We start from the raw sequence: 16,487 nt of genomic DNA on the forward strand, positions 1-16,487 counted from the left end.
CCAGTACATAGGGAGGATGGGGCATGTCGAACCTGTATGTGGAAGTCGATGACCTGGCTCTCGCGGAGGCGGCGGAAATACTGGGCACGAAGACGAAGAAGGACACGGTCAATGCCGCCCTTCTGGAAGTCGCCCGGCGGCACAAGCGCCTGCAAGCCCTGGACGCGCTGGTGGCCATGGGTGAACGCGGTGACTTCGAGATCCTCCGGGACAAGAGGAACTACCGTCGGTGAGCCCACTGACTTACCTCATCGACACGTCCGCCGTCTTCCGGATCATCGACCACAAGCATGTGCGCGAGAAGTGGGTGAAGCACATGGCCGAGGGCGTCATCGGCTTGTGTGACATCAGTGAGCTGGAGATCCTCTACTCCGCTCAGTCCGCGAATGACCGCCTGGCCAAGGAAGACAGCCTTGCCCAGCTCTTCAACTGGGTCGCCGTTCCTGAAGGGGTCTACCAGCGAGCGCGCCGCGTCCAGCAGATGCTGACCAATCGTGGCGAGCACCGCAGCGCAGGTCCTGTGGACCTGGTCGTCGCGGCCACCGCCGAGCTGTCCGGTCTCACCCTCGTCCACTACGACAAGGACTTCGAGACAGTCGCCTGTGTGACCGGCCAGCCCACCCAGTGGATCGCCCCGACCGGGACAGCCGACTGACCCGGTCCTAGGACCACGGACCGGTCTTCTCCCGCGGTTTGTTGCAGCGGGATGAAATCCCACCTCAGCCGCGTTGGTGCCTTCCGGTAGAGCAGGACGAACGGGAGGCGACCACGTGGCCGCGGCGGGGCAGAAACAGGCGGATCGGCAGGTGCCGCAGGCGCAGGGCTGGGCGCGCAGGCTGGCCGGGTACGCGTGGCGGTACAAGGCCAACGTCGTGCTCGCGCTCGGGTCCTCCCTGGCCGGCATGGCCGTCCTCGCCCTCGTACCGCTCATCACCAAGGTCATCATCGACGACGTCATCGGGGCGAAGACCAGGTCCCTCGCCGTCTGGACCGGCCTCCTCCTCGCCGCCGCGGTCGTCGTCTACGTCCTCACCTACGTCCGCCGCTACTACGGCGGACGGCTCGCACTCGACGTCCAGCACGACCTCCGTACCGAGATGTACGGCACCATCACCCGGCTCGACGGCCGACGGCAGGACGAGCTGTCCACCGGGCAGGTCGTCGGACGGGCCACGAGCGACCTCCAGCTCATCCAGGGGCTGCTCTTCATGCTCCCGATGACGATCGGGAACATCCTGCTCTTCGGGATCTCCCTCGGAGTGATGGCCGCCCTCTCCCTCCCGCTGACCCTCGTCGCCCTCGCCGTCGCACCCGCCCTCTGGTTCATCGCCAAGCGCAGCCGCACCCGCCTGCACCCGGCCACCTGGTACGCCCAGGCGCAGGCCGCCGCCGTCGCCGGGGTCGTCGACGGGTCCGTGACCGGCGTCCGGGTCGTCAAGGGCTTCGGGCAGGAGGACCAGGAGACCGGCAAGATCCGCGACGCCAGCCGCAAGCTCTTCGCCGGCCGGCTGCGTACCATCCGGCTCAACTCGAAGTACACCCCCGCCCTCCAGGCCGTCCCCGCGCTCGGCCAGGTGGCCGTCCTCGCCCTCGGCGGCTGGCTCGCCACCCGCGGCCAGATCACGCTCGGCACCTTCGTCGCCTTCTCCGCCTACCTCGCCTCCCTCGTCGGCCCGGTCCGGATGCTCGCCATGGTCCTCACCGTGGGCCAGCAGGCCCGCGCGGGCGTCGACCGGGTCCTGGAGCTCATCGACACCGAGCCGGTGATCAAGGACGGCACGAAGGAGCTGCCGGCGGACGCCGAGGCCACCGTCGAGTTCGATGCCGTGGGCTTCGCCTACGAGGACGGCCGCCCCGTCCTCGACGGCTTCTCCCTGGAGATCCGCGCCGGCGAGACCGTCGCCGTCGTCGGCGCGTCCGGCTCCGGCAAGTCCACGGTCTCGCTCCTGTTGCCCCGCTTCTACGACGTCACCCACGGCGCCGTCCTCGTCGGCGGCCACGACGTCCGCGAGCTCACCCTCGACTCGCTGCGCGCCGCGATCGGACTCGTCCCCGAGGACAGCTTCCTGTTCTCCGACACCATCCGCTCCAACATCGCGTACGGACACCCGGACGCCACCCAGGAGCAGATCGAGACCGCCGCCCGCGCCGCCCAGGCGGACCGTTTCATCGCCGAGCTGCCCGCCGGCTACGACACCAAGGTCGGCGAGCACGGCCTCACCCTCTCCGGCGGCCAGCGCCAGCGCATCGCGCTCGCCCGTGCCATCCTCACCGACCCCCGGCTGCTCCTCCTCGACGACGCCACCTCCGCGGTCGACGCGCGCGTGGAGCACGAGATCCACGAGGCCCTCGCCTCCGTGATGGCCGGCCGTACCACGCTCCTCATCGCCCACCGCCGTTCCACCCTCGGCCTCGCCGACCGGATCGCCGTCCTCGACGACGGCCGGCTCTCCGACATCGGCACCCACGAGGAGCTGGAGGAGCGCTCCGCGCTCTACCGGCAGCTCCTCACCGACCCCGACGAGCTCGGCGGCGTCTCGCCCGGCCACACCGTGCCCGTCGAGGTGCCCGAGGACCGCACCCTGCGCGCCGAACTGGACGCCGAGTTCGACGCCGAGCGCGGCATCACCCCCACCCTCTGGGTGCGCGAGGAGACCGACAGCGAGGAGTCCCAGGCCCCCGGAGCCACCCCGGAACTCCTGGCCGCCGTCGAGGCGCTCCCGCCCGCCACCGACACCCCGGACGTCGACGAGGCCCGCGCCGTCACCCCCGAGGAGTCCTACGGACTGCGCCGCCTGCTGCGCGGCTTCGGCATCCCGCTCCTCATCAGCCTCGGCCTCGTCGCCGTCGACGCCGGCATGGGCCTGCTGCTGCCCGTCCTGATCCGGCACGGCATCGACGACGGTGTGAACAAGCTCGCCATGGGCGCCGTCTGGGCCGCCTCCGCGCTCGCCCTGCTGACCGTGGTCGTGCAGTGGTTCGCCCAGACCGCCGAGATCAAGATGACCGGCCGCACCGGCGAACGCGTCCTCTACGCGCTGCGCCTGAAGATCTTCGCCCAGCTCCAGCGGCTCGGCCTCGACTACTACGAGCGCGAGCTGACCGGCCGGATCATGACCCGGATGACGACGGACGTGGACGCGCTGTCGACGTTCCTCCAGACCGGCCTGGTCACCGCGTTCGTCTCCGTCACGACCTTCTTCGGGATCATGGGCGCGCTGCTCGTGCTCGACCTCCAGCTCGCCCTGGTCGTCTTCGCGACCCTCCCCGTCCTCGCCGTCGCCACGTTCTTCTTCCGCCGCTCCAGCGTGAAGGCGTACGAGCTGGCGCGGGAACGCATCAGCGTCGTCAACGCCGACCTCCAGGAGTCGGTCTCCGGCCTGCGGATCGTGCAGGCCTTCCGCCGCGAGCAGTCCGGCGCCGCCCGGTTCGCCGCCCGCAGCGACGACTACCGCGAGGCCCGCGTCCGCGGACAGTGGCTCATCTCGATCTACTTCCCCTTCGTCACGCTGCTGTCCTCCGTGGCCGCCGCGGCCGTGATGATCGTCGGCGCGAACCGCATCGAGGCGGGCACGCTCACCACCGGCGCGCTCGTCGCCTACCTGCTCTACATCGACCTCTTCTTCGCGCCCGTGCAGCAGCTCTCCCAGGTCTTCGACGGCTACCAGCAGGCCGCCGTCTCCCTGAAGCGGATGCAGGAGCTGCTCCAGGAGCCGACGTCGACGGCCGCCACCGACGAACCCCAGGACGTGCTGTCGCTGCGCGGCGAGATCGCCTTCGAGGACGTGTCGTTCGCGTACGGCACCGACGTCGGCGACGGCGGGGACGCGGCCCTGACCGGGATCGATCTGCGCATCCCCGCCGGGCAGACCGTCGCCTTCGTCGGCGAGACCGGCGCCGGGAAGTCCACGCTGGTCAAGCTGGTCGCACGGTTCTACGACCCGACCACCGGCCGGGTCACGGCCGACGGCACCGACCTCAGGGACCTGGACCTCACCGCGTACCGCCACCGGCTCGGAGTCGTGCCCCAGGAGGCGTACCTCTTCGCCGGGACGGTCCGCGACGCCATCGCGTACGGCCGACCGGAGGCGACCGACGCCGAGGTCGAGGCGGCCGCCCGCGCGGTCGGCGCCCACGACATGATCGCGACCCTGGACGGCGGCTACCTGCACGAGGTCGCCGAGCGCGGCCGCAACCTCTCCGCCGGGCAGCGGCAGCTGATCGCCCTGGCCCGCGCCGAGCTCGTCGACCCGGATGTCCTGCTCCTCGACGAGGCCACGGCCGCCCTCGACCTGGCGACCGAGGCCCAGGTCAACCAGGCCACCGACCGCCTGGCCGGGCGGCGTACGACACTGGTCGTCGCCCACCGGCTCACCACCGCCGCCCGCGCGGACCGGGTGATCCTCATGGCGCAGGGCCGCGTGGCGGAGGACGGCACCCACGACGAGCTGCTCGCCCGGGGCGGCAGGTACGCGGAGCTGTGGCGCACGTTCATCGGCGAGGCGGAACCGGCGGCGGCGAAGGCGGTCTGAGTACGAACGCGGATTCCGCCGCCCTCCGGGGCCGGGATTGAATCAGGGCCATGAGCAACGAGCATCCCGCACCCGCCCGGGCCGCGTCCCGCCCCGGCGGCTCCGCCCGCCCGGACCCGGCGGCCTACCGGCTGCGCACCCGCGCCCTGTGGTGCGGGCTGGCCGTGGCGCCCGCGACCGTCCTGGTCGTGTTCCTGAGTCTGACCACGCCCGAGGGCTCCGGCTGCGTCCTCAAGGGTGACTGCGGCACCACCCCCGGCTGGGTGTACCTCGCCACCCTCGCCGTCGCGGCCGGGTCCTGGATCCACGCGCTCTGCACCCCGGACGGCCCCGCCCCCGCGTCCTCCCGCAAGGCCGCGTTCTGGACGATGATCGGCGCGGAGTGCGTGTTCCTGCTTCTCGTCCTCGTCTACTTCGGCGGTTAGTGGCCCGAGCTGCCGCCCGGGACGGACGTGCCGATCGGCCCCTGGTGGTCGATGAGGACGACCGGGGGGTTGCCGCTGAGTTGCGTCCAGATGGTGACCAGCGCCACCACCTGGGCGACGAACAGGGCGACCTGCGCCGAGGCCGTACGCATCTGGTAGAGGGACAGCAGCAGGCTCGCCCGGGTGGGCCAGTAGTGCCGCTCCTGCCGGAACGTGTCGATGTCCATGAGCATCCCCGTCATGGTCAGCACGAGCGTCATCAGGGCCGCGTTGAGCGCGGCCGTGCCGACCGGCTGACCGACCATCACATTGCCCAGCAGGTCGACCAGCCAGGGCAGGGAGTAGACGAACGCCAGGCCGAAGCCGCGGCCCGGGCCGCGACGCATGGGCAGCACCCGCCACAGCGCCCCCAGCGTGAATCCGGCCCCTGCCCAGATCAACACCTGGCTCACCACGTACGTCAGCATGCTCGCGAAACCGAACTGGTAACTGAAGGTGTCGACCCAGAGGGTGCCCCGGACCTGTTCCGCCCAGAACAGCACTCCGGTGGCGGGCAGCCCGACCAGCGAGGCGATGGCCGCAGCACGGCAGGCGTTGGCCCACCAGTCGGCCCGGGGCCCCCAGGCCAGCGCCAGCTCCACCGGACCGACGGCGTGCGGAAGCCGGACGCGGTGGTGCGGATGCAGGGGGTGGAGCGGAGTCCAGCGGTGCAGCCGGTCCAGCTTCCGCTCGATGGCGGCCCGTTCCCCTTCCATCTGCCCCTGTTCGAGCCGGCGCAGCTCGGCGTGCAGCTCGCGGTGCCGGCGCGCCATGGCCATCAGCCGGGTCCGGTGGTGCTCCCCGACGACGCGATGGAGCGGGACCCCAGGAGTGAGCTGCCGGGCGAGGACGGCGTACCTTCGGCCCAGCGCGAGCAGCGCGGTGAGCGGGAACCAGAGGACGGCGAGCGACAGCAGCGGCAGGGGCACTCCGCCGTACAGACCGAAGGCGGGGGCCACGGCCACCACGAAGAAGACCTTGAGCAGCAACGGGTCGTGCGGCCGCAGGACCTCGCCCGTGTACCCCGGCGCGCCCTGCCGTGCGCGGGCGAGGGCGACAAGGGCGACGGCGGTCATCCACCACCAGGCGGTGCCGCTCGCCCAGTCGGCGAAGTTGGAGGCGAACCACCGCTGGTCGTTGAAGATGGTGGCCGCCCGGAACAGGGCGTAATAGGCGCCCTGGCCGCGGTCGGTGAGCCAGGACACGCGGTCCCACCAGTACGCCGCGGCCCACAGGCTGCCCGCGACAACAGCGCACGAGACGAGGGCGAGGACGGCGAGGACGGCGGGGGAGAAGCGGCCGCGGAGGACGGCGCCGCCGGCGCCGCCCGGGAACGAGTCCCGCCACAGCCGCAGACAGCTGCTCACCAGACCCACCAGCCAGATGAACACCAGAGCTGCGCAGCCGAGGGCGAACCAGTACATGCCCCCTGCCGCCTCGAAGGCCGCGACCTCGTCGGGGTCGTCGACCCAGTACAGCACCATGGTGGGCGGCAGCCCGAAGAGCGCGGGTGTGAATGCCAGGGTGCCGACGTATCCGAGCGCCACCGTCACGGCGGCGAGGGCGACCCGGCCGGGCCTGCCGAGGACGCACAGCAGCACAGCCAGGAGCGCCGTCACGACCAGATGGACCGCCTGCCGGTGTTCCGTGTACGCGAATCCGTCGGGCAACTCCTCCAGGTAGTTCAGGAGGTGGTCGTCGCCGGCATGGACCACGGTGATGATGAACCATGTCCAGGCCACCGCGCGGAGGTTCCGCCGGGCCGCCTCCTCCTCCGGCGTGGGCAGGGCCAGTGGCGGCCGGTGCCGGAGCCTTCGGACCAGCACCAGGGTCGTCGCGAAGACGGCGACGTCCCAGGAGAACCAGGCCAGGACGTCGGCCCTGTTCCACGGGTAGGTCGCCCAGCGAGCGGCGTTCGCCTTGGTGGCGGGAGGCTGCAGCTCCAGGTGCAGACCGCGCGGCGGGCCCGGGGTCGTCGCCGTGCCGTTCCAGGTCAGTACGGTCGAGGACCCCACCGTCGGCGCGGGGAGCACGGAACGCGCGGGCCGGCCCCCGAGATCGATCCGCACCCGGCTCCACACGGACCGGGACAGCGAGTCGGGGGACAGGAGCTCAAGGTGCCATGTGCGGCTACCCGAGACCATGTGCCACGGTCCGACGTCACGGTCGCCCTTCGCGGACACCCAGGTGACGGTCTGCTGCTCCACGGTGACCCAGGTCCTGTCGGCCGTGACCTTGGGCTGCTTGTACTGCCATTCCGTGTCGCGGTACTGCGTCGCCGCATCGGAGGACCGCAGCAGACAGCGCATCGCCGTCCGGTAGTCCTCGGTCTCCCTGTTCAGGAGCAGGGCGGACGACCACATCCAGCCGCGCGGCACCTTGATCACGAGATCGCTCGTCACCTTGGTCGAGTACTCGCCGTCGTGCGCGATCCGCACCGACGCGTCGACCTCGGCGCGGCTCAGTGTCCGTTTGACGCAGACGTTGTCGGGCGGCTCTTCGGCGGCGTACGCGGTCCCGGACGACACCAGACCGCAGGCCAGCACCAACAACGCGAGCAACCCGACGGCCGCGAGAGAGCAGATCGTTCGTGCGGACGCACCGCGCGATGCCCGTAAGGATCCCACCCCTGAGAAACCCACCCCTGAGAACCCACCCGTCCCTCGATCCGAGCGGGAAAGCGTATCGAATGACGGCAACCGAATCGGCTCCTCCTGCGTCGTACGCATGTGTGACCAGAGTCGAGGGAGGGGTGCGTGTGTTCGGTGAGGTTCGGGCGGCTCGGCGGCCCCTCGCGTATCTGATCGTTCTCCTGCTCACCGTCGGCGCCCTCACCCTCGCCGGGCCGGGCACCGCGTCCGCGAGCGCAGGATCGCTGTGCAGCGGCCGGCCCACCAAGACCGTCGGCTTCGCCACCGGGGAGCTGCGCCTCTACCGCAGCCGGCAGTACGTCTGCGCCCTCGCCGTCGCCAAGGTCCCCGGCCCGCGGCGTGCGATGTCCGTCTCCCTCCAGCCCCGTGGCGGGCGGCCCGCGGTCGACAGCGGGCACTTCACCCGGCAGGCCGGTCCGGTCACCGTGCACGCCCTCAACCGCTGCGTCCGCGCCACCGGCACCGTCGCCGGCCGGAGCGGGTCGACCGGCTGGGTTCTCTGCTGAAACCTGTGCCGTCGCACAGGTAAGGGCCAACTGGGTCTGGCGGCACCCACGTTGCCCCCGCTAGGTTCGCGACACCGTTGTGAATCAAGGGGAGGGTGAATGCGCAAGTCGCTGATCTGGCTGACGTCGCTCACGGTGCTCATAGGCACCGTCGGGGCGAGTGGTGCGGCTACCGCCGCCGAGTCGGCCACCGGCAGCCCGACCGTCGCCGAGAGCGCCGTCGGTACGGACATCAAGGACCGCATCCTGGCGATCCCCGGAATGAGCCTCATCGAGGAGAAGCCGTACGCCGGTTACCGCTTCTTCGTCCTCGAATACACCCAACCGATCGACCACCACCGCCCGTGGAAGGGCACGTTCAAGCAGCGGCTGTCGCTCCTCCACAAGGACACCGACCGCCCGACCGTCTTCCACACCAGTGGCTACGGGCTGAGCACCACCCCCAGCCGCCGTGAGCCCACCCGGATCATCGACGGCAACCAGGTCTCCATGGAGTACCGGTTCTTCACCCCGTCCCGTCCGCAGCCCGCCGACTGGTCCAAGCTGGACATCTGGCAGGCCGCGAGCGACCAGCACCGCATCTTCACCGCCCTGAAGAAGATCTACGGGCAGAAGTGGCTCTCCACCGGCGCCTCCAAGGGCGGCATGACGGCCACCTACTACGAGCGCTTCTACCCGCGCGACATGGACGGCGTCGTCGCCTACGTGGCGCCGAACGACGTCAACAACAAGGAGGACTCGGCCTACGACCGGTTCTTCGAGTCCGTCGGGACCAAGGAGTGCCGCGACCGCCTCAACGCGATGCAGCGCGAGGCACTGATCCGTCGCGAGCCGCTCCAGAAGAAGTACAAGGAGTGGGCCGCGACCGAAGGTGCCACCTTCAACACCGTCGGCTCCCTCGACAAGGCGTACGAGGCCGTCGTCCTCGACTTCGTCTGGGGCTTCTGGCAGTACTACGGCGAGGACGTCTGCGGTTCGATCCCGGACGCCAAGGCCGCGAGCGACGACGAGGTCTACGAGACCATCGACGCCTACTCCGGCTGGTCCTTCTACACCGACCAGGGCCTCGACCCGTACACCCCGTACTACTACCAGGCCGCGACCGAGCTCGGCTCGCCCCACATCAAGCTGCCGCACCTGAAGGGCCTGTCCCGCTACGGCTACCAGCCGGCGCGGAACTTCGTGCCGCGTGAGATCCCGACGAAGTTCAAGCCGTCGGCCATGCGGGACGTGGACGACTGGGTCCGCAAGAACGCGAACCAGATGATGTTCGTCTACGGCGGCAACGACCCGTGGGGAGCCGAGCCGTTCCGCATCGGCAAGGGCGCCCGTGACAGCTACGTCTACACCGCCCCCGGTGCCAACCACGGCGCCCAGGTCGCGGGCCTCGTCGAGGCCGAGCGCGCCAAGGCCACGGCCCGCATCCTCGCCTGGGCCGGGGTCGACGCCCCGACGGCCGCCGCCGCGCAGCCGCTGGCCCGCTTCGACGCCGCTCTCGACAAGCCGGCGGAGGACGAGCTGAGCCGGGAGCACGGCGTACGTCCGTGAGTCGCGCGGAGGGCAGCGAAGCCACGGCTCTCGTCCGTCCGAGCCTCCGGCTCTCCGGCGTGAGCACTGCGCTCGAGAGGATCCGGCTCTCCGACGTGAGCACTGCGCTCGCGGCGTGAGCCTCGTGTGAGTGCGGGGCGCGCCCGGTGGTGTCACAGCCGCCGGGCGCAACCCACCGGCCTTTCCCCGCCCAGCGACACGAACAGCGCCGTCGACGACGGGCAGCGGTCGCGGCTCGTGACCGCCGAGGCGACCCGGTAGACGGGCGGGCGCTCGCCGGAGCCGTCGCAGGCCGTCTCCTTCACCTGGCCCTCGCGGGAGGCGGAGAGGCAGTCCCCGACGACCGTGCGCGGACCGCCGCCCCGGCCCGGGTCGCCCGGATGAGGCGGCTCCAGATTGCGCATACAGGCGTACCCCTGCGGCACAGCGCCGTCGCCGTCCTCGTCCGCCGCCGACCGGTTCTCCGAGACGTGCAGGACGAAGTCCGTGGTGGCAGGGCACGTCGCACCGGCGGACCTCCCCGGCGCCTGACCCTCGTACCGGGTCGTCACCCGCGCCGCCGCCTTCTCGCTCGTGCACGGCACCTCGCGGTAGACCGCGCCACGGGTGGAACAGTCCCCGGGCCCCAGGAACACCGCCCCGTGGCCGACGGGCGAGGTCGTGTACGTGACGGGGCCCGGCAGCCCGGAGTCCGGAGACCGCTGACAGCCGGCCACCGCGAACAGCAGCACCGACAGCGACACCCCGAGCAGCACTCCGAGCGACAGCCCCCCGAACAGCCCCCACCCGCTCCTGAGAGCGCGCATGAAAAGACCCCCCGATCTCCGCGTCCAGCGTGGCGCGCCGGAGCGGGCGCACGCCAGGAAGAACGGGGGGTCTGCGTCCTCAGTTACGTTTCGCGTAGGACAGGCCGTGGCCGACCGGGTACAGCACCTTCGTCGGATCGTCCGCCCGCTGGACGGGCACGGGCAGACGCCCCTTCGGCCGGGCGTGACCCGCGATCACCCGCACCGCGGCCCGCAGTTCGACATCGGTCCAGGAGTACGCGGCGACGGTCGCCCGCTGCCCCGTGAGCCCTGCGATGTCGTACGGGTTGCGGATGGCGACCGTCACGACCGGCACACCGGTGGCGACGAGCCGGGAGACCAGGGTGCGCTGCGGGCTGGTCGCCGAGACGTTGTACGTGCCCACCACGACGACGTCCTTGCCGGCCGCCGCGGCCACCGCCTCGTCGATCTTCGCCGCCGTCGGGGTGATCCCGGTCGACAACGCCGTGGCGGAGAAGCCGAGTCCGATGAAGGCGGTGGCGAGGGTCGTGGTCGGCGGGCCCGTGCTGCCGGACGGCGAGGCCGGATCGGCGCCGACGACCAGCACGTTGCCGTGGCTGCGCCGGCTGATCGGCAGGAATCCGCCCTCGTTGAGGAGCAGGGTCGTGGTCTCCTCCGCGATCCGGTCGGCCTGGGCCAGGTGGGCGGCGGTGCCGACCGTACGGTCCACTCCGGCGGACGTGACGAACGGCTTGCGGAACAGCCCCAGTTTCGCCTTGAGGCGCAGAATCCGCAGGATCGATTCGTCGAGCCGGGCCTCGGTCAGCTCGCCGTTCTTGACGGCCTGGAGGACCGCGTTCCAGGCGATGTCCAGCTTCGGCGGGTTGAGCAGCTGGTCGACACCGGCCTTGAGGGCGAGCACCGGCACGCGATCGTCGCCGTACTTCGTCCGTACGCCCTCCATGCCGAGGGAGTCCGTGACCACCACTCCGTCGTAACCGAGCTGTTCGCGCAGGATGCCGGTGAGGATCGGGCGCGAGAGGGTCGCCGGGTCCTCGTTCGGGTCGAGTGCGGGCACGACGATGTGCGCCGTCATGATCGAGTCGATGCCGGCGGCGATCGCGGACCGGAACGGCGGGGCGTCGAGCTCGGCCCACTGCTCGCGGGTGTGCGTGATGGTCGGCAGCCCGTAGTGGCTGTCGGTGGCCGTGTCCCCGTGGCCGGGGAAGTGCTTGGAGGTCGCCGCGATCCCGGCCCGCTGATAGCCCTTCACCTGCGCGGCGACGAGATCGGCGACGGCCTGCGGGTCGGAGCCGAAGGAGCGGACTCCGATGACGGGGTTGGCGGGGTTGACGTTGACGTCCGCGACCGGCGCGTAGTTCTGCCGGATGCCGACGGCGGCCAGCTCGGCGCCCGCGATCTGCGCGGCCTTGCGGGCATCGGAGTGGGAGCCTCCGGCACCGAGCGCCATGGCACCGGGCAGCAGGGTGGCCGGCTTGCCGACCCGGCAGACGATGCCGTGCTCCTGGTCGGTGGAGATCAGCAGGGGCAGCGGAGTGGGCTGGGCGAGGCCCGCGCGCTGGATGCCGTTGGAGAGCTCGGCGATCTGGTGCGGGTCGCGGGTGTTGTGTGCCCAGGCGAAGTAGATGACGCCGCCGACGTGGTACTTCTCGACGAGCTCGGCGGCGGTACGGACGCCGAGCTCGGCGAGGTTGGCGTCGATGTCGGCCTGATCGGGGGCGGTGGCGGAGTGGCCGTACACCCGCATGACGAAGAGCTGGCCGACCTTCTCTTCCAGGGACATGCGGGAGATGGTCCGCCGGAGGCTCCGGTCGTCGGACGCGAGTCCGGCGGAGTCGGAGTGGGCGGAGTCGGCGTGGGCGTTCGGGGTGGTCACGCCGGTGACGGCGGCGGCCGCCGCGGCGGCGGTGACGGTGAGGAGGGTGCGTCTGGAGGTGGCGCGGTGGTGCACTGATGCTCCTTCCGGCCGTGCAAGGTTGAAGGAAACTTCCAGGAGTCACGGATAGCCCGAAAGTAACTGCCAGGTCAAGGACCTGAGCAGGAATCAGTGGCTCGGGTCGGCCGGTGGCCGGTGGGGCGAGTGGGTCTGGATGTGGCTCTTGTGCCGGTCGCTCACACGGTCGACGACGCCACCTGCGGCCACAGCTCCTGGAGCGTGCGGACCGTCTCCCTGATCGCGGGACGGCGCGCGGCACCCGTACGCCACAGGGCGTGCAACCGGCGCCTCGGCATCGGATCCAGCCGGACCGGGGTCACCTCGGGCGGCAGCGTCCCGCGACCGAGTCGCGGCACCATCGCGACCCCGAGCCCCGCGGCGACCAGGGCGACCTGCGTGTGGTTCTCCTCCGCCTGGTGGACGATGCGCGGCTCGAACCCGGTGGCCCGCAAGGTCTGGATCAGCCAGTCGTGGCACACCGTCCCCGGCGGCTGCGTGATCCACCGCTCGTCCGCCAGCTCCTCACGCCGTACGGTCGCCCGCGCCGCCAGCGGATGCTCCCGGGGCACGAGGACGTCGCACAGGTCGTCGCCGATCACCGCCTGCTCCACGCCCGGTGGGGTCGGCAGCGGCGCGATGTCCCAGTCGTGGGCCACGGCGAGGTCGATCACGCCCCGGGAGACGAGGTCGATCGAGACATGGGGGTCCACCTCCGTGAGGCGGGCGTCCAGCGAGGGGTGACGGACCGCCAGCTCGGCGAGCGCCCGCGGCATCAGACCGCGCGCGGCGCTGGCGAAGCAGCCGATCGACAGGCGCCCGGCGGGCAGCCCGCGCCGCTCCTCGAGCCGAACCTCCGCCTCCTCGACGATCGACAGCAGCTTCTCGGCAGTCGCCGCGAGTTGGTGAGCCTCGTCGGTGAGGCGCACCCCGCGGCCCTGGCGTTCGAGGAGGGTCGTGCGGGTCTCCCGCTCCAGTTTCGCGATCTGCTGGGAGACGGCGGACGGGGTGTAGCCGAGAGCGGCGGCCGCGGCGCCCACCGTCCCGTGGACGGCGACGGCGTGGAGGGCGCGCAGGCGTCCGAGATCCAGCACGTGAGTGCCCCTTCCGGGCGGGTTGGTGAAGCGTTGCTTCATCCAACCATGAAGGAGAATTCGCTGGTGCTACACGTTCGGGGGAGGCGATGCTCAACGGCATGCGTCCCGCCCACATCGCCCTGGCCGCGCTCGTCGCCGCCGTCTGGGGAGTCAACTTCGTCGTCATCGAGATCGGTCTCGACCACTTTCCGCCCCTGCTCTTCTCCGCCCTGCGCTTCCTCGCCGCGGCGCTGCCCGCCGTCTTCCTCGTCGGCCGCCCGAAGGTCGCCTGGAAGTGGATCGTGGGCGTCGGACTCGTCCTGGGCGTGGCCAAGTTCGGCCTGCTCTTCACCGGGATGGACCTGGGCGCGCCGGCCGGGCTCTCCTCCCTGATCCTCCAGGTCCAGGCGGTCTTCACGGCTCTGTTCGCCTTCGTCGCGCTCGGCGAACGCCCCGGGAAGGCGAAGATCGCGGGCATGGCGGTCGCGCTTGCCGGCATCGGCGTCGCCGCGGTCGACGAGGGCGCCTCGGGCCCGCTCGTCGGATTCGCGCTCTGCATCGCGGCGGCGGCCTGCTGGGGCGTCTCCAACGTCCTGACCCGCAAGGCCTCCCCGCCCGACGCCCTCAACTTCATGGTCTGGGTCAGTACCGTGCCCATCCTGCCGCTGCTCGCCCTCTCCCTCCTCCTGGAAGGACCCGAACGCGACCTCGAAGCGCTGCGCGGCCTCGACTGGACCGGCGTGGGCGTCATCGTCTACGTCGCCTGGATCACTACTGTCTTCGGCTTCGGCGCCTGGGGCTGGCTCCTGCGCCGCTACCCGGCCTCGTCGGTGGCCCCGTTCTCCCTCCTGGTCCCGGTCTTCGGGATGTCCTCGGCCGCCCTGTTCCTCGGCGAGGGCATCAGCGGCCTGCGCTGGTGCGCGGCGGCCCTGCTGGTCGGCGGCGTGGCGCTGACGTCCCTCGCACCGGGGCGGGCGGTGGCGTCGGTGCCGCCGGTGCCGTCACCGGAGAGGGGGCAGGAGCCCGTCGAAGCGGGCGGACGTTCCCTGTCGTCGCCGTGAGCCCGCTCGTGGGGCGCGGAGGGCGGGGGCCTCGGGCGGGCTAGGGTCCGATGCCATGGATCTGGTACCCATCGATGGTGAACCCGCACCTGGAGCACTGCTGTTGAGCGGCATCCCGGGCAGCGGCAAGTCGACCGTGGCGGCCGCCCTCGCGGCCCGGTTCGCGCGGGCCGCGCACATCGAGGTCGACGAGCTCCAGGAGCTCATCGTCAGCGGGGGCCGATGGCCGACGATGGACCACAACCCGGAGGCCGACCGTCAGATCTTCCTGCGCGCCCGCAACGCCTGTCTGCTGGCGGACAGCTTCACGACGGCCGGCTTCCTGCCGGTCGTCGACGACGTGGTCGTCCGCCGCAGCCACCTCGACTTCTACCGCGCCTCGGTGCGGACGGCCCCGCTCCACGTCGTCTTCCTCGCCCCCGGCCCGGAGACGGCCTGGGAGCGCAACAACGCCCGCGACAAGCGCCTCACGACGAACTGGGCCCCACTGGACGCGGCGATGCGCGAGGAACTGCCGGACGTCGGCATCTGGATCGACAACGCGGCCTTGACGGTGCGGGAGACGGTGGACGCGATCCTGAAGGCGACGGAGCTGGATGCGCACGTGAGCGCGACGTAGGGCCCGGACGCCGTGCGTCGCTGAGGCCGGCTCGAGCCGTGGGCGAGGTCCGCCCGAGCGGGGAAGGCGCCGGTCCGAGCCCGTGTCAGCCTTGAGGTGGTGCGGGCCCGAGACCCGCGCGAGGTCCGCCCGAGCGGGCAAGCCGCCGGCCCGAGACCCGCCCCGCGTCACCCCCGCGGGCGCGCCGTCGAGTCGCGTACCAGGAGTTCCGCCGGGACCGTCGCCAGGCCGCCCGGTGGGGCCTCCTCCGTGCCCATCGCGAGCCGGCCCGCCCGCGCGCCCGCCTCATGGAGAGGCAGCCGGACGGTCGTCAGCGAGGGCGCCGCGTCGACCGAGAAGGGGAGGTCGTCGAAGCCCGCGACCGAGACGTCCTCCGGGATGCGCAGCCCCTGGTCCCGCAGCGCCGCGCACGCGCCCAGCGCGACCGTGTCGTTCGCCGCCACGACCGCCGTCAACGACGGCTCGCGGCACAGGAGTTCCAGCGTCGCGTCGTAGCCGGAGCCCCGGTCGTACGACCCGTGGACGACGGGCCCTTCGGGCAGCCCCGCTCCGGCCAGCGCCTCGCGGTGACCCTCCAGCCGGTGCCGGGTCGTCGTCCGGTCCGCCGGCCCCGCCACGTAACCGATCCGCCGGTGCCCGAGCGTCAGCAGATGCTCGGTGAGCCGCCGCGCTCCCGCCCGGTTGTCGAAGGTCAGCGCCGCCACGCTCGCGTCCCCCGCCACCGGCGGCCTTCCGCACAGCACGATCCGCGTTCCCGCGTCCGTCAGCCGCGACAGCTTCGCCGCCACGGCCGCCATGTGCTCCGGGTCCTCCAGGGACCCGCCGGTGAGGATGACGGCGGCGGCGCGCTGGCGCTGGAGCAGGGTGAGGTACGTGAGCTCGCGCTCGGGGGAGCCGCCCGTGTTGCAGACGACGGCCAGCTTCTCGCCGCCCGCCCGCCCCGACGCGCCTTCCCCGATGGCGCTCTGCGCCGCACCGGCCATGATCCCGAAGAAGGGGTCGGCGATGTCGTTGACGAGGATGCCGACCAGGTCGGACGTGGCGGCGGCAAGCGAGCTCGCGGGCCCGTTCAGCACGTAGTCCAGCTCGTCCACCGCCCGCAGCACCCGCTCCCGGGTCGAGGCGGCGACGGGGTAGTTGCCGTTCAGGACGCGGGAGACGGTGGCGGGGGAAACCTGGGCACGCGCGGCCACATCCGCCAGCGTGACGGTCATCGCGTACCTCCGAGGAGAGTCGGGAGAGTCGTCCGGACCCCTTGTCCGGCGTGTTGTCGGCAGGCTAGCGTCTCCTGTCGTAGAAAGCGCTTTCT

General features: G+C 71.6%; 13 protein-coding genes. 8 read left to right on the top strand and 5 right to left on the bottom strand.

The genetic code is table 11. The features are described from left to right. Positions 1–23: 23 nt before the first annotated feature. From ACZ561_RS06770 to ACZ561_RS06785, 4 genes are all read left to right on the top strand, one after another. Positions 24–233, top strand: a complete 210-nt coding sequence (locus ACZ561_RS06770) for a type II toxin-antitoxin system VapB family antitoxin (protein ID WP_383553898.1) — start codon at positions 24–26, stop codon at positions 231–233. After that, on the top strand, positions 230–655 hold the full coding sequence (locus ACZ561_RS06775; protein WP_470990505.1) for a PIN domain-containing protein: 426 nt from the start codon (positions 230–232) through the stop codon (positions 653–655). Before ACZ561_RS06770 ends, ACZ561_RS06775 begins: the two co-directional genes overlap by 4 nt. Positions 656–806: 151 nt before the next feature. Continuing rightward, positions 807–4,532: an ABC transporter ATP-binding protein gene (locus tag ACZ561_RS06780; protein ID WP_470990507.1), complete on the top strand. Its 3,726-nt coding sequence runs from the start codon at positions 807–809 to the stop codon at positions 4,530–4,532. A 50-nt stretch (positions 4,533–4,582) separates the two neighbouring features. Then, complete coding sequence (locus ACZ561_RS06785) at positions 4,583–4,957, top strand: hypothetical protein (RefSeq protein WP_470990509.1); 375 nt, start codon at positions 4,583–4,585, stop codon at positions 4,955–4,957. Here ACZ561_RS06785 and ACZ561_RS06790 read toward each other — a convergent pair. Then, positions 4,954–7,524, bottom strand: a complete 2,571-nt coding sequence (locus tag ACZ561_RS06790) for a DUF6185 family protein (protein ID WP_470990512.1) — start codon at positions 7,522–7,524, stop codon at positions 4,954–4,956. The two genes, ACZ561_RS06785 and ACZ561_RS06790, sit on opposite strands and share 4 nt — an antisense overlap. Before the next feature lie 230 nt (positions 7,525–7,754). Between ACZ561_RS06790 and ACZ561_RS06795 the strand changes: the two genes are divergently transcribed. Next, positions 7,755–8,153, top strand: coding sequence for a hypothetical protein (locus ACZ561_RS06795; RefSeq protein WP_470990515.1), 399 nt, complete (start codon positions 7,755–7,757; stop codon positions 8,151–8,153). A gap of 99 nt (positions 8,154–8,252) precedes the next feature. Beyond that, entirely contained in the window at positions 8,253–9,701 is a 1,449-nt protein-coding gene (locus tag ACZ561_RS06800; protein ID WP_470990518.1) for an aminopeptidase, read from the top strand. Positions 9,702–9,853: 152 nt separating this feature from the next. On the opposite strand, the gene ACZ561_RS06805 is transcribed toward ACZ561_RS06800, so the two are convergent. The 3 genes from ACZ561_RS06805 to ACZ561_RS06815 all read right to left on the bottom strand — a co-directional run bounded on the left by ACZ561_RS06805 (position 9,854) and on the right by ACZ561_RS06815 (position 13,516). After that, the gene (locus tag ACZ561_RS06805; protein WP_470990520.1) at positions 9,854–10,507 is read right to left on the bottom strand and encodes a hypothetical protein; all 654 of its coding nucleotides are present in this window, start codon (positions 10,505–10,507) and stop codon (positions 9,854–9,856) included. A gap of 79 nt (positions 10,508–10,586) precedes the next feature. Next, entirely contained in the window at positions 10,587–12,440 is a 1,854-nt protein-coding gene (locus tag ACZ561_RS06810; protein WP_470990522.1) for a glycoside hydrolase family 3 protein, read from the bottom strand. Between the two features lie 161 nt (positions 12,441–12,601). Further along, on the bottom strand, positions 12,602–13,516 hold the full coding sequence (locus ACZ561_RS06815) for a LysR family transcriptional regulator (RefSeq protein WP_470990524.1): 915 nt from the start codon (positions 13,514–13,516) through the stop codon (positions 12,602–12,604). A gap of 101 nt (positions 13,517–13,617) precedes the next feature. Between ACZ561_RS06815 and ACZ561_RS06820 the strand changes: the two genes are divergently transcribed. Further along, positions 13,618–14,559, top strand: coding sequence for an EamA family transporter (locus ACZ561_RS06820; protein ID WP_470990526.1), 942 nt, complete (start codon positions 13,618–13,620; stop codon positions 14,557–14,559). Between the two features lie 55 nt (positions 14,560–14,614). After that, positions 14,615–15,178, top strand: coding sequence for an AAA family ATPase (locus ACZ561_RS06825; protein WP_470990529.1), 564 nt, complete (start codon positions 14,615–14,617; stop codon positions 15,176–15,178). A 167-nt stretch (positions 15,179–15,345) separates the two neighbouring features. Here the strand turns inward: ACZ561_RS06825 and ACZ561_RS06830 are convergent, their stop codons facing one another. After that, positions 15,346–16,392 (bottom strand): LacI family DNA-binding transcriptional regulator, encoded by a 1,047-nt coding sequence (locus ACZ561_RS06830; RefSeq protein WP_470990531.1) that lies wholly within the window; start codon positions 16,390–16,392, stop codon positions 15,346–15,348. Between the last annotated feature and the right edge of the window lie 95 nt (positions 16,393–16,487).

Source organism: Streptomyces sp. NPDC039609 (assembly GCF_055596705.1).

Bases quoted from the DNA above. Each gene is read 5' to 3' on its own strand.
- ACZ561_RS06770 (WP_383553898.1), top strand. From the start codon at position 24: ATGTCGAACCTGTATGTGGAAGTCGATGACCTGGCTCTCGCGGAGGCG.
- ACZ561_RS06785 (WP_470990509.1), top strand. From the start codon at position 4,583: ATGAGCAACGAGCATCCCGCACCCGCCCGGGCCGCGTCCCGCCCCGGC.
- ACZ561_RS06800 (WP_470990518.1), top strand. From the start codon at position 8,253: ATGCGCAAGTCGCTGATCTGGCTGACGTCGCTCACGGTGCTCATAGGC.
- ACZ561_RS06805 (WP_470990520.1), bottom strand. From the start codon at position 10,507: ATGCGCGCTCTCAGGAGCGGGTGGGGGCTGTTCGGGGGGCTGTCGCTC.
- ACZ561_RS06820 (WP_470990526.1), top strand. From the start codon at position 13,618: ATGCGTCCCGCCCACATCGCCCTGGCCGCGCTCGTCGCCGCCGTCTGG.
- ACZ561_RS06825 (WP_470990529.1), top strand. From the start codon at position 14,615: ATGGATCTGGTACCCATCGATGGTGAACCCGCACCTGGAGCACTGCTG.
- ACZ561_RS06830 (WP_470990531.1), bottom strand. From the start codon at position 16,392: ATGACCGTCACGCTGGCGGATGTGGCCGCGCGTGCCCAGGTTTCCCCC.